This is a genomic window from Anoxybacillus tepidamans PS2, from assembly GCF_000620165.1.
In the GTDB taxonomy this organism is placed as follows: domain Bacteria; phylum Bacillota; class Bacilli; order Bacillales; family Anoxybacillaceae; genus Anoxybacteroides; species Anoxybacteroides tepidamans_A.
Genome location: NZ_JHVN01000005.1, coordinates 152677 through 166718 on the forward strand (window position 1 = coordinate 152677; position 14042 = coordinate 166718).

Annotated in this window: 9 protein-coding genes; all 9 read right to left on the minus strand. The window is 43.9% G+C overall.

Annotated features, from left to right (window positions below; genetic code table 11):
- Positions 1-7: 7 nt before the first annotated feature.
- The 9 genes from addA to N667_RS0107475 all read right to left on the minus strand — a co-directional run bounded on the left by addA (position 8) and on the right by N667_RS0107475 (position 13995).
- A complete protein-coding gene (gene addA, locus N667_RS0107435) occupies positions 8-3742 on the minus strand; it encodes a helicase-exonuclease AddAB subunit AddA (protein WP_027408997.1) in 3735 nt (1244 codons plus the stop codon).
- Complete coding sequence (gene addB, locus N667_RS0107440) at positions 3742-7227, minus strand: helicase-exonuclease AddAB subunit AddB (protein ID WP_027408998.1); 3486 nt, start codon at positions 7225-7227, stop codon at positions 3742-3744. The genes addA and addB overlap by 1 nt, the downstream gene beginning before the upstream one ends.
- Before the next feature lie 137 nt (positions 7228-7364).
- The gene (gene lepB / locus N667_RS0107445; RefSeq protein WP_027408999.1) at positions 7365-7901 is read right to left on the minus strand and encodes a signal peptidase I; all 537 of its coding nucleotides are present in this window, start codon (positions 7899-7901) and stop codon (positions 7365-7367) included.
- Positions 7902-7919: 18 nt separating this feature from the next.
- Entirely contained in the window at positions 7920-8537 is a 618-nt protein-coding gene (locus tag N667_RS0107450) for a TVP38/TMEM64 family protein (protein ID WP_027409000.1), read from the minus strand.
- Between the two features lie 93 nt (positions 8538-8630).
- Positions 8631-9170, minus strand: coding sequence for a competence protein ComK (locus tag N667_RS0107455; RefSeq protein WP_027409001.1), 540 nt, complete (start codon positions 9168-9170; stop codon positions 8631-8633).
- Positions 9171-9282: 112 nt separating this feature from the next.
- On the minus strand, positions 9283-9483 hold the full coding sequence (locus N667_RS0107460) for a hypothetical protein (protein ID WP_027409002.1): 201 nt from the start codon (positions 9481-9483) through the stop codon (positions 9283-9285).
- Between the two features lie 228 nt (positions 9484-9711).
- The gene (aceA, locus tag N667_RS0107465) at positions 9712-10995 is read right to left on the minus strand and encodes an isocitrate lyase (protein WP_027409003.1); all 1284 of its coding nucleotides are present in this window, start codon (positions 10993-10995) and stop codon (positions 9712-9714) included.
- 20 nt (positions 10996-11015) lie between these two features.
- Positions 11016-12605, minus strand: a complete 1590-nt coding sequence (aceB, locus tag N667_RS0107470) for a malate synthase A (protein WP_027409004.1) — start codon at positions 12603-12605, stop codon at positions 11016-11018.
- 124 nt (positions 12606-12729) lie between these two features.
- Positions 12730-13995, minus strand: a complete 1266-nt coding sequence (locus N667_RS0107475; protein WP_027409005.1) for a M48 family metallopeptidase — start codon at positions 13993-13995, stop codon at positions 12730-12732.
- Positions 13996-14042: the final 47 nt, after the last annotated feature.

The following is a 14042-nucleotide window of genomic DNA, read 5'->3' on the forward strand; positions in this document are numbered from 1 at the left end:
CTCCCTCCTACATCGGAAACAATTGCGCACAATCAAAAACATAGATATAACATTCATCAACACGCTTTTTCCAAATTTGCTCGATAGCACGGCGATATAGCTCCATCTGTACTCGATAGCGCTCATTCATAACCGCCTGTACATCATTCATCCAACTCACATGGTCTGTTTTAAAATCAATCAAGACGAATCCTTGCTCATCCTCAAATACGCAATCGAATACACCTTGAACGAGAATGACTTCTTCTTCACCGCTCCATTGCGCATATGTTTCATGCGAGGAAAGCGCCAAGCTGAACGGTACCTCTCGTTCTACACGCGCTGCTTTACGCAAACGCTCGCCGATGTCGGTTTGGAAAAACGACACAATACTAGCAATATCGACTTCCCTAGCCTGCTCCTCCGTCAACCATTCACCGCGAACCATTTTGCTGATTTGCTCTCGAAGCCTCTCTTCTGTCACATCCTCGGTTAAATCAACATGCTGCATCACAAGATGCATCACTGTTCCTTTTTCGGCAGCACTTAACCTCTTCGTTTGTATAAAGCGAGGCCGTTCAATGATTTGTGTACGGAGCGGGCGCAAAAACGCTTGATCAGCATGAGCACCGAATGTTTCCCGCTGCCGCTTTAGTTCGGACACCGTTTGCTTTGCGCGTGAAATAGTGGAAAGTTCATACGGATATTTCCAACTCATTCGGCGTGCCACTTCGTCATACAAGCCGCTTTGAATCGAAACGCGTTCCATCATGCGTAACTGTTCATTCATTTGTTCCGCTACTTGTTCGAATTCGTCTTGACGCCTGCTGATTTCTGAAGCAGGAACAACGTGAACAGCCCATTTCGCCGGGTGAGCGGAAATTTCACTTTCTATAGCAGCGCCGTTTCGTAAAGTCGAATTATCTGCATGGCGAACAAGCGAATAGCCAATCCAGTCTAAATAGCACCGCGCGGAGGCGCGTACGTAATCAGGCAACAGCCAGTCGCAATGAGCACACGCAGATTGCCACTTCTTTTTCTCGTTTTCTAGCTTTTTAACCGTTCCAACTAAATACAATTTTTCTTTGGCGCGCGTTAAAGCCACGTATAAAACCCGCATTTCTTCCGCTAGCAGCTCTAGTTCAAGCTTTCTCTTAACAGCAAGCTGCGCAAGCGTCGGATAGCTGACACGTAAGCGTGGATGAACAAAATGAGCAGCAAAACCGAGCTCTTTATCCATTAAATAATTTTGTCGCAAATCTTGCGTATTGAAGCTTTTGGCTAGCCCTGCTACGAAGACAACAGGAAATTCGAGCCCCTTACTTTTATGAATCGTCATCAGCCGAACGACATCCTCTTGCTCGCTGAGAGAACGCGCTGCTCCAAAATCATCATCTCTCTCTTGCATCCGTTCGATGAAGCGCAAGAAGCGGAAAATGCCGCGGAACGATGTATTTTCAAATTGACGCGCCTTTTCATACAGCGCATGCAAATTCGCTTGGCGCTGTTTGCCGCCCGGCAGTCCGCCGACAAAATCGTAAAAGTGCGTGTCGCGGTATATTTGCCAAATTAATTGCGCCAACGAGCTTTGTCGTGCCGCTGTACGCCATGCCTGCAACTTTTCCGCAAATGCGGCTGCCTTATCATGCAACAATTGCTCCGTGTCGGACGACGGCTGTTTCTGTAAAAACGCCAAAAACGCTTCATAAAACGTTCCTTTTGGCTTTTCAAGCCGTAAAAGAGAGAGCTCATTTTCGTTGAGACCGACAATTGGAGAACGAAGTACAGAAGCAAATGGAATGTCTTGAAATGGATTATCGATCACCTTAAGCACCGAGAGCATAATCGAAACTTCTGTAGCCGCAAAGTACCCAGAAGAAAGTTCTGCATAAACGGGAATCCCTTGTTTGCGAAACTCCTCCATAATTTGCGGTGCCCATGGCATAGAGCGCAGCAAAATGACGATATCGCGGTACATAATGCGCCGCTGTGCTTTTAATTGGCGATCATATACGTAAAATGGTTCATCGATCAGCTGTCTGATTTTTTGCGCCATCCATCGCGCCTCGAGCTGGGCGTTTTCTAGTTCCTGCTGCTCCATTTCTTCCTCTGTCGCTTCCACTTCACTTGCCGCCGTGCTGTCAGCTTTATCAATAAAAATACATTCAACAGGTTGTACCTTTTCCGGATAGTAAGTCGCTCCAAACTTCAGTTCCGCCTTATCGTCATATTGAATCTCTCCGACGGCTTCCCCCATAATTTGTCTAAAAATAAAATTCGTACCGTCTAAAATTTCAGGACGGCTCCGGAAATTTTGTGCTAAATCAATGCGCATTCCGCTATTTTCTCCATTAGCTGAAAAACGCTGGTATTTCCCTAAAAAGAGAAACGGTTCAGCCAGACGGAACCGATAAATCGATTGTTTCACGTCGCCTACCATAAATAAATTGCCTACCGCCTCATCATCGTCGATGACAAGCCGTAAAATCGTTTCCTGCACCATATTCACATCCTGATACTCATCGATCAACACTTCGACAAATTGTGAACGGTAATCAAGCGCAGCATCAGAGGGAAGCGGCTGATCAATCGTCGATGAAGGATGGAGCAAAATTTGCAGGCAATAATGTTCTAAATCAGCAAAATCGACAATTCCTTTCTCCGCCTTCTTTTTTTGCAAACGATCGGACAGCTCGAGAACAAGATTTACAATCGTTTCAACTACCGGCTTCATCTCTCGTAAATGGCGAAGCCACGTTTCTGGCTTAAACGCAAACAATTCTTCTTTGAGACCTTTGATTCGCTCTTTAGCCTTTTCCCGCAAATTTTTTACTTCTTCAATGAGTTCCTCGTCGCATTCCTCATGCTTTGGCTTTCTTTTTGCGGTCACCCACGCAAGCGACTGAAGCGCATCGTAAAGCCCTTGCCACGAATCGTTTCTTGCTTTCTCCAACTCTTCTATTTTCATCATATCGCTTTCAAGCGTTTCACGGAGATAACTAGGGCCGTTCGGATGCTGTGTCAAGTCGAGCGCCCGCTGTATCATGTGTTTGGCTGCTTGCAGTTGAAAATCGATATATTTGAACAAATAGCATGCAAACGGAAGCTCGTCTATAGCTGTATCGTCGGCGATCTCATACATCGCTACAAGTTTATTAAGCCACTCGGCAGGATACGGATGAGAGCGGGAAAATTCGTACAAACGCAAAACGACTGTCTGCAAGCCGATATCTGTCCGATCGCTTGTATAGCGATCCACGACGCTCAAAAACATTTCATTTTCTTCTTTTCCATACTGCTCTTCAAACAGTTCCTCAATGACTTCTTCTTTCAGCAACTCGATTTCTGTTTCATCAGCAATCCGGAATACTGGATCCAGATCAATTAAATAATAATACTTGCGAATGACATCTAAACAAAACGAGTGGATGGTTGAAATCGATGCCTTTGGCAATAAGCTCATCTGCCGACGCAAATGAAGCGAATGCGGCTTTTCGGCGATTGCTTTTTCAATTCGCTCACCGATTCGGTGCCGCATTTCCGCCGCGGCCGCATTCGTGAACGTCACAACAAGCAGCTGGTCGATATCAACGGGATGTTGCTCGTTAAGTATTTTTTGAATGATTCGCTCGACAAGGACTGTCGTTTTTCCGGAACCGGCGGCCGCTGCCACGAGCGTATGCGCTCCATCTACCGCGATCGCGCTCCACTGCTCATCCGTCCAAAGTTCCCCTTGAGGTTTGGGCGGGAGAACTTTTTTCATCATTCTTCCCCTCCGTTTTCATCCAATTGCTCAATATGTTTATTTTTTAACACTCGGTAACGGTCTTGTTGAAGTGAATCGTCAAGCTGACAAAACGCTTTAAATTCGCAATATTGACAAGCCGTTTCATTTTTCCTTTTATATGGTGCAATATCAGTGATTCCTTGAACGATTTGTGTTCCAACTTGTTGAAACACTGCGCGAACATGTTGACGCAACCGCTCAAAATCTCGTTCCGATAAAACCCCAGAATTTTTCGCAATCGAGCCGTCTTTATTGATTTTGACAGGAACAATCGCAGAGCCTTTCCCGGCATCGAGTGTTTGATCCATTAATTTGATAGCTTCGTAATCATTAAGAAGCCAGCCGTTCATTTTAAAGCTTTCGAAAATTTTCCGCTCCGCATCTGCTTCTTCTAACAACGCATTTTTACTTTTAATAATTGGATTATGAATATGGAAATATAACACCCCCGCCGGCAATGCCTTCGTTCCGACCAGCTGTTCAGCGTATTCGATGACGATATCTAAATAGGCAAGCATTTGCAGCGTTAATCCGTAATAGATTTCCGTAAAATCTAGTTTTTTATTGCTTGATTTATAGTCGATAATGCGCAATAAAACGCCTTTTGAACTTTTGGCTTGGTCGATGCGGTCAATCCGTCCGATTAATTCAAGGATCGTGCCATCAGCAAGCTGGAATTTTAGCGGCGGAAGCGGGCCATTACCGCCAAATTGTAATTCTACTTCTAAGGGAGCAAATCCGCTCATTTTCGCTTGCTCGCTCAATACGGTTGTCGTTCGTGCCATAATATGGTGCAGCTTCCGCTTCACATAGTGATAACGGTGCGAGCTCAGCAAAATCTCTTGTTGTATGTACGGTGCGATTTGCTCGACCGCATCATATGACAGCTTCTCACATTGCTGTTTTGAAAGCCGAGCCCAATCCAACTGCTCCGCACGAACACGCTCGGTAATCATTTTTAACGCATAATGAAACAACTGGCCAACATCAGGCGCCTGAAGCCGAAAAACATTGCGTTCCTTTAAACGGAGGCCATATGAAGCAAAATGGGCAAACGGACAGCGATTGAACTGCTCGATGCGCGACACGCTCGCTTGCAGTTTGCGTCCATACAGCTTCTTACTAATCTCCTTTTCAAGTTTTTTTGTTCGATTTTCATAGAAAAGCGCACTAAGAACTTTTCTCGCCCGCTCTTTCCATTCATCATTCTCCGTGTAGATGTTGTATACATCCCACCAAACCGGCTCAATAGGATATTGCCGTTTCCACGCTTGCAGTTGAACCGCAAGAGCCCCAAGCGTTGCCGCATGATTCGCAATAAAAGCGAGCTGGTCGTGCAGCGAGGAATGAAGCGGTTCGCCTCCCCATTGTTTTTCTTGTATAGCCGGAAACAGCTCTTTTATTCTCTTCAGTAATATGGATGGCAATAGCGATTTTCCTTCTCCGTCAGCGAGCGGGTATGTAATATATAGCCGCTCTGCTGGGCTTACAAGCGCCAAATATATGGCAAACGGCTCATCAAGCAGCTGCTCTTTGCTTGTCGGCGCAACGCGTACCGAAAAATGATAAAGTAGCTCGCGATCTTTTTCGGATAACATGCCGCCGTCATTCTTTTTCGCTGGGATAATCCCGTCGTTAGCACCAACGATAAATACACATTTAATATCTGATAGGCGAGAGCGATCGAAGTGGGCGATAAGCACTTGATCAATCGCCGGCGGCACTAGCGAAAATTGCAGGCTATCCAGACCTGTTTCAATAATTTTTGCAAACAATGTAAGCGGCAGCGCCTCGTCTCCTAGTATTTCAACATATTGGTCTAGTAAATCAATTACAGCATTCCATACTTGCTCATGATGGCGGGCCATGAGTAATTGTCCCTTTTCTTCCGCCTCATCACGAAGCTTCTCGAGTTTTTTAGGCACGTGCAATTGTTCAAAATATAAGTAAAGTGCCTCGCACATGTCTCTTCCCGTCTTGGCTTTTTTCAGCCGCTTTTGCAGCCCCAAAAGCGGTGCTGCCACCATTTCTCGCCACCTGTTGAGCTTTTCCTCGTATTCCCTTTCTTCATCTGTTTGTGGTGTACCTATATCTTCAAGACCACGGTAACGCTGGTATGTCCATCTCTCGGTCCATTTGGCCCCATAAATTCCTTGTGCGAGCACATAGTTTTCAAGTTGATCCATTTCCTCGCGCATTATTTGAACATCACCATCAAGCGGAAAAAAGAAATCAGTTTTCACTGCGCGGAAAACAGCCTCATATCGCCAATTACTATTGATGACATCAAGGCTTGCGCGAACAAACTCGATAAACGGATGGTTGCCCATTGATTCTTTCTCATCAATAAAATATGGAATACTATAGTCAGCAAACACCGTTTTGACGATGTCTCGATAATCATCAGAATTGCGAATTAACAGAGCCACATCACGATAACGGTATCCCTCATCGCGCACAAGCCGGATAATCTCCCGCGCAATTCCTTCTACTTCCGTCCGGCGGTTCGCTGCTTGGCATAATTGAATAGAATCAACACGTTCGGTAAAAGGAACAGCTGGACGCACATCGTAATACGCCTCTAAATGGCGAAACGCTTGATGACGATGGCGCACATTTTCTTGCAGCATCTCCACGCCCTCGAGCGGCACATTATTTAAAAGTGCCATATTTCGAAGATCATGATAAGTTTTTCCTGTCATGCGGAATAAATGAAGGTCGTGAGGCACATGCTCATTATAAGGCTCGTCCACCGTTAGAGCCACCGTCACTCTCTTGGCAAAACACAACAGCTGCTCAATCACCATATATTCTTGCGGTGTAAAATGGTGAAACCCATCGAGGTAAATTTCTGCATCCTTAATATAGGTTGAATGCGGAATTTTTTCCGCAAGAAGCCGCAAATAATCTTCCGAATCAACATATTGTTGGATCAGTTCATATTCAAATTCTTTATAAATAAGCTGCAAATCTTTTAGTTTATCAGCCAACACCTTCTCTGCCGCACTCGCGCGATGGCGTAATTGTGCTTCCGTTTGTTGAAGCTGTTCTGGTGTAACACAATAACGTTTGCATTCAATCAGCATTTCTTCTAACTGTTCAATGAATCCGTTTTTTTCGGCCGCACTCCCAAACAATACGAGTTCTCCCTTGTGTTTATCAACAATTTTCCGCAAAAGCATACGCACACCCGTCTGATTTAAATGGTAGCGGCTCATGCCCCCTGTCTCCTGCAATACGCGCCACGCAAGCCTTGTAAAGCTGAACACTTGAGCGCGGATCATTCCTTCAAGTCCTGGCGTGCGAATAAGTGAATACTCCGACTGAAATGTCATTTGCTCCGGTACAATATAAATGATTGGTGAACCAAAAGGCTCCCCCTTTAATTTTTCACGGATTTCATCTAAACATTTTGCCGTTTTTCCAGTTCCTGATCTTCCAATAATAAAACGAAGCGACATAGATTCATCACCTTTATTTCCCATCGTTCTCTTTATTTTAGCACGTGTGTTCGTTTGCTTTAAAGAGTGAGCCATCCATTACCTAATTTTTCAAAAAAAGAAAAGGTATTCATTGTTCTTTCGATGAATACCTTTTTCTAAAAACGTGTCCCAATTTCGTTAAACGGCCAATAACGGACATTGACTTTCCCTACAATTTGGCTCATTTTAATACATCCAAAATGCCGGCTGTCCCAACTGCTTAAACGGTTATCTCCCAACACAAACACACAGCCTTTAGGAACCGTTTTTTCTCCGGTTACTTCCTCAAGCGTAAAATCGCCGGTCAATTTTCCATCCACCAACTTGCGCTTATATGGCTTTAAATACGGCTCTTCCATCGGTTTTCCGTTAACATATAATACATCGTTTTTATACACGATCTGATCTCCGGGCAAGCCAATGACGCGCTTTACATAGTCCTCATGCGCATTCGCATGAAACACCACAATATCAAATCGTTGGATGCTTCCTAATTTATTAACAATGAGTAAATTTCCCTCCTGAAGCGTCGGCATCATCGACTCGCCTTCAACCACATAGTTGGTAAAGAACAAGAAACGAACAAGAAAAACGAGAGACAACCCGATTCCCCATATAACAGATTTTCTCCTATAAATTGGTCGTTTGTTCATAATCATTGCCCACCCGGTTTAAGAATCTTCTTTACTTGCCTTTTCAGTTAACGAAAACCTCGCCTCTACTTTCTTTCCCGCATACCACAAAAGAAAAATGATGACGACTACAATTACTGTACGAAGCGGCTGTTTAGCTAATGCCTCAAGATCATACCCGATAAAACTAATAACAAAAATCATGACCATTTTTCCAAATAAAACCGCCAGAATAAACTGCTGTCTGCTAATTCTTGACAACCCCGCAACAACATTAATAATAGCTGACGGAGTAAACGGAAAACAGAATAGTAAAAATAGCGGACCAAAGCCATGGCGCTCTACCCAATTGACAAGCTGATTCACTTTTTGATAGCGGCTTAAAAATTTAAAAAATTGCTTTTGTCCGACTTTCCTTGCAAGCAAAAAAACTAAGATTGATCCAAGGCAAGCGCCGATCCATGAAATCATCATCCCTTGCCAAAATCCAAAAGCAGCCGCGTTAGCCATTACAAGCACAAACATCGGGAGAATCGGAAAAAAAGATTCTAATAACGTTACAATAACGCCGGGCAACATTCCGAAAGATCGGTAATGTTCTAATAGTTCTAATACATGTTTTAAAGTAAGCGATTCTTTTAACGTTTCAAAGTCCATGAATACTCCCCATTCACATTGTTGCTGTCACTTTTATTTTACACGGTTGTGAGGGGAATATAAATAGAGAGAAGTTTAGCAACTTTTAAAAACTCATGATAACCAGTCTTTTGTTTTATCCATTCGAAAAAAGTATTTCATTTTCCGCTCTCGCGCTTCCATTCGTTCGGATAATTTCGTTCTTAGCTGTGCAGTGCGATAGAGCTGATTGACGAATGAATGATAGGAAATTTCGAGGCAAATGCTTTTCTCGTTTGTAAAATACACGTTCGTTCTGTCTCCACGAGAAGGCTCGTATTTTAGCACATGCATATGAGAAATCCATACGCATCTTGCATCATTCGGGGATGTCGTTGGAAATACATAAATTTCGTTGAGTGGCTCAACAGCAATCGGGGGTTTATGGGTAATGCCTATAATTTCTTTTGTTCCTTCCTTTCTCCCTTTTAAACTTGAGCCATAGTAATGGCAGCTACGAGCGATAATATCAATCGGTTTGAGCTTGACGATGTACTCACCGTCTTCTTCAATTACTTTCGAGTAGCGGTGATCATCAAAATGATGAGGCAAGATAGCCATCGTATAACGGCTTACAATAAAATCATCGAGAACAATAAATTCATTCACTTTCATCATTCATCCACCCCTCGTATTATTCAGAATTATTTGTACATTTACATCATACCATTAAAAGTTATTTTTTTCTATATTTTCAAAAAAATAAAGAGCGATTTCTAAAAATCGCTCAAGAGTTATGAAAGATTTGCTGCAGTTCTTCATCCGCTAAATATTCGTTCGCTTGTTCGATCGCTGTATGCTCCCCTAGCGAATCGCCGGCATACGCATCCTCATCCAAAAAAGCCTGACGGAAATGAAAATCAGTGCTCATTCTTATTTCTGGATTTAAAACCGAATCAAGCGGCAGTTCTCTTTCTTTTTTCTTCATTATGCGACACCTCCTCTTTTTATCATGGTTTATTTTTTCCAAAACATGCAAAAAAGGCTCACACATGTTGTGAGCCTTCTATTAAATCTATATAATCCCCCATGTTCCCCTTTGAACGTCACACTAAACTTTACAGCCATTGAAAAATTTGTTTCAAGTCGCTTTATTCGTCGATTTTTCACAAACAGCTTTCCTTATATTATCAATGAAGGAACGTTCATAGTTACGTTAAGCTGTTGTAAATTGCTCTTCTTCCGTTGACCCTTTAAGCGCCACAGTGGACGATTGGCCGCCGGAAATCACTTGTGCAACTTCATCAAAATATCCGGTGCCGACTTCACGCTGATGTCTTGTTGCTGTATACCCGTACTTTTCTGCGGCAAACTCCGCTTGCTGCAATTCCGAGTATGCAGCCATACCTCGTTCTTTGTATCCGCGGGCTAACTCAAACATGCTGTAGTTGAGCGCATGGAATCCTGCCAATGTGACAAACTGGAATTTATATCCCATTTTGCCGAGCTCTTTTTGGAAATTGGCGATTGTTTCATCGTCCAATTTTTTCTTCCAGTTGAAAGACGGCGAGCAATTGTAAGCAAGAAGTTTGCCAGGGAATTTCTCATGAATCGCCTCGGCGAAACGGCGCGCTTCTTCTAGGTTTGGTTCGCTCGTTTCACACCAAATTAAATCCGCGTATGGCGCATAAGCTAAACCGCGGGCAATTGCCTGATCAAGCCCCGCTTTTGTGCGATAAAATCCTTCTGGTGTACGCTCACCCGTAATAAACTCTTGATCGCGCGGATCGATATCGCTCGTAATTAAATCGGCCGCATTGGCATCAGTACGGGCAATAAGGACGGTAGGGACCCCCATCACGTCAGCGGCAAGACGCGCGGCAATGAGGTTGCGCACCGCTGTTTGCGTTGGCAGCAATACTTTTCCGCCTAAATGACCGCACTTTTTCTCGGAAGACAATTGATCTTCAAAGTGAACCGCTGCTGCTCCCGCTTCAATCATCGCTTTCATCAACTCAAACACGTTCAGCTGGCCGCCGAATCCAGCCTCCGCATCCGCGACAATCGGCACAAAATAATCAATGTCGCCGCTATCCTCTAAATGCTGAATTTGGTCGGCGCGTTGCAGCGCTTGGTTAATCCGTTTGACAACATGCGGCACGCTGTTTGCCGGATATAAGCTTTGATCCGGGTACATTTGTCCCGCAAGATTGGCGTCAGCTGCTACTTGCCAGCCGCTTAAGTAAATGGCTTTTAGCCCTGCTTTTACTTGTTGAATCGCTTGATTCCCGGTTAAAGCGCCAAGGGCATGAACGTAATCTTCCGTATTTAACAGATGCCAAAGCTTTTCTGCCCCCCGGCGAGCAAGCGTATATTCAATATCAATCGAACCGCGCAATTTCATGACATCTTCTGCTGAGTAAGGACGCACCACTCCTTTCCAGCGCTCATCCATTTTCCAGCTTTCCTCTAATTGTCTTACTCTTTCATCACGTACCATTTTCCTCTCCCCCTCTATTTTTATAAAAGTTCGTATCCCGGAATGGTTAAAAACTCAGTAAATTCATCATCTAACACGAGCTTTTCAAATAATTGCACCGCTTCTCGAAAACGCCCGTTTTGAAACGCTTCCTCCCCTACTTCTTCCTTAATCTTTTCAAGTTCTTCCTTTTTCAGCTGCTGGAATAACTCTTCTGTCACTTTTCGTCCATCATCTAAGACACCTTTTGGATGGCGAATCCACTGCCAAAGTTGCGCACGTGAAATCTCAGCGGTGGCAGCATCTTCCATTAAGTGATGAATCGGTGCTGCCCCGCGGCCGCGCAGCCACGATTCAATATATTGAATGCCAACATTAATATTTGTCCGTACCCCTTCTTCTGTGATTGGTCCTGTTGGCACTTCAAGCAAATCTTTCGCTGTTACATAGACATCTTCACGCTTCTGATGAATTTGATTTGGGGTCGGCATTTCTCGATCAAACACTTCCATTGCAACCGGAACAAGCGCCGGGTGGGCCACCCATGTTCCATCATGGCCGTCACGCACCTCGCGCTCCTTGTCAGCCCGAACTTTTTGGAACGCCTGCTCGTTTAGCTCAGGATTGTCCTTGACCGGAATTTGTGCCGCCATTCCCCCCATCGCGTGAACATTGCGGCGGTGGCATGTTTGAATTACATACAAAGAATAAGCTCTCATAAACGGCACCGTCATCGTAACAAGCGCTCGGTCAGGGAGAATGACTCTCTCCTGATTGCGAAGGCGCTTCAAATAGCTGAAAATATAATCCCAACGCCCGCAATTGAGGCCTGCGGAATGTTCGCGAAGCTCATATAAAATTTCATCGGCTTCAAACGTTGCCAAAATCGTTTCAATAAGAACCGTCGCCTTAATCGTTCCCTGCGGAATGCCCAGTTCATTTTGCGCGAAAACAAACACGTCATTCCAAAGCCGGGCTTCTAAATGGCTTTCCATTTTCGGCAAATAAAAGTACGGGCCCGAACCGTTGGCAATTAACGTTTTAGCGTTGTGGTAAAAATAAAGTCCAAAATCAAACAAACTTGCAGAAATCGGCTTTCCGTCAAGCGTTACGTGCTTTTCTTCTAAATGCCAGCCGCGCGGACGAACTTTCAGCACAGCTGGTTTTTCTTTCAATCTATATTTTTTTCCTTCAGGAGATTCATAGGTGATCGTTCGGTTAACTGCATCGCGCAAATTAATTTGCCCTTCAATGCAGTTTTCCCAAGTTGGGGAGTTCGCGTCCTCAAAATCGGCCATAAATACTTTCGCTCCGGAATTGAGGGCATTGATGATCATTTTCCGATCGACTGGACCGGTAATTTCAACGCGGCGATCCTGCAAATCTAGAGGAAGTGGAGCGACCGTCCAATCGCTGTTGCGGATATGTGCTGTTTCTTCTAAAAAGTCTGGCAGTTTTCCCGAGTCCAATTCACGTTGGCGTTCTCTTCTTCGTTCGAGCAGTTGCTTTCTTCGGTCCCCAAAGTGGCGCTCTAATTTTTCAACAAATTGGAGCGCATCAGTGGTTAAAATCGTTTCGTATTCCGCCTTCATGCGCCCCTTCACATGAAGACCAGATGTTTGCGTTTCCATATTCCCCCGCCTTTCTTGTTATAATACAAATATTTTTATTTCTGTTGTTATTATATAACAGTATTGATAAAAATCAAACTATTTTTTTAAATTTAAAAAAAATAAGCAGAAAGTCCCCTTTCTGCTATTTGTCATCTTTCGATTTTACACTCCTTAAAAACAAGATTCTTTCAAAAATCGTTGGGTGGGTATAGCGGAACCATTTCACAAGAGCCGGTGGATACACTTCACTAAGTCCTGCTTGCGCCAGTTTTTGAAATGTAGAAATTCCTGCGTCTGTATTTTGCGTCAATTCAATCGCATACTTGTCAGCAGCGTGCTCTTCGTACCGCGATACCGCATTAACAAAAGGACTTGCAGCAAACTGAAGCAGCGAAATTGTCAGCAACAATAGCGGCAATGAAGCAAGTTCGCCGATGCTTTTAATTTGAAAATGCCCCCTCCATTTTCCTATCGACCATCGCATCAAACGGTTCGTCACAAACAATCCAAACAGAATAAGAACGATATAGCCAGCTACTCCCCAATACACGTGCTTCATAACGTAATGTCCCATTTCGTGCGCCATAATAAATAACACTTCCTGCTCTTTCAAACGTTTTAACGTCGTGTCCCATAACACGATGCGCGCATGAGAACCAATGCCTGTGACGTAAGCATTCAACGCATTCGTTTTTTCGGACATGTTTACTTCAAACACATGATCGGCAGGAATATGCGCTCGTTGTGCCATCGCTAAAATTTTTTCCTCAAGCACCTTATCCTTAAGAGGATAAAAACTGTTATATAACGGATCGATCACAACCGGCTGGATGAACATCAAAAAAATGGTAAACGGTATTGAAACGATCCAAGCATATAACCACCAACGCTTTTCGAAACGGCGAATAAGCCAATATAGCACAATTATAATGAAGATCAGCAATACTGTATTCACTAAAAAATCTGTTGTTTCATCCCGCAACCAGTTCAAAAATGGTTGTGTGCTAATGCCGTATGCCCGCGAAATGCGATAGCCGATAAAATCGAGGGGCAGCGTTGCAACAGAAACAATAAGGGATAGCCAAAACACGTAAACGGCTGCCTGCACGATCCACCATCTTGTTGCGCGAGTCGCCCATAGTTCCATCTTTTTAGATATTCCCTTGAACAAAATGATCAAATAAACAATCCATTCATATGGTAGCGAAATAAAATATAAAAAGTTCTTTAGTTGTGAATAATGTTCACTTAAAAGCAACTCTCGCGGCGTCAGAAACGTTGCCGGATCCGCGCTTGTTCCCTTCCATGCAGAAGGAATGGACGAATGAGCAAGCACAAATAAATAAAAGGCGATACCGATGCAATATAACGCGTAAATGATGACACTCCAACGAATGATCTTTTTCATAAAACCCCCCTCTTTTATGCACGCTCGTACTATACTAGTGTAGTCGT

Coding starts and splice junctions, on each gene's coding strand:
- addA (WP_027408997.1), bottom strand. CDS start 3,742: ATGAAAAAAGTTCTCCCGCCCAAACCTCAAGGGGAACTTTGGACGGAT.
- addB (WP_027408998.1), bottom strand. CDS start 7,227: ATGTCGCTTCGTTTTATTATTGGAAGATCAGGAACTGGAAAAACGGCA.
- lepB (WP_027408999.1), bottom strand. CDS start 7,901: ATGAACAAACGACCAATTTATAGGAGAAAATCTGTTATATGGGGAATC.
- N667_RS0107450 (WP_027409000.1), bottom strand. CDS start 8,537: ATGGACTTTGAAACGTTAAAAGAATCGCTTACTTTAAAACATGTATTA.
- N667_RS0107455 (WP_027409001.1), bottom strand. CDS start 9,170: ATGAAAGTGAATGAATTTATTGTTCTCGATGATTTTATTGTAAGCCGT.
- N667_RS0107460 (WP_027409002.1), bottom strand. CDS start 9,483: ATGAAGAAAAAAGAAAGAGAACTGCCGCTTGATTCGGTTTTAAATCCA.
- aceA (WP_027409003.1), bottom strand. CDS start 10,995: ATGGTACGTGATGAAAGAGTAAGACAATTAGAGGAAAGCTGGAAAATG.
- aceB (WP_027409004.1), bottom strand. CDS start 12,605: ATGGAAACGCAAACATCTGGTCTTCATGTGAAGGGGCGCATGAAGGCG.
- N667_RS0107475 (WP_027409005.1), bottom strand. CDS start 13,995: ATGAAAAAGATCATTCGTTGGAGTGTCATCATTTACGCGTTATATTGC.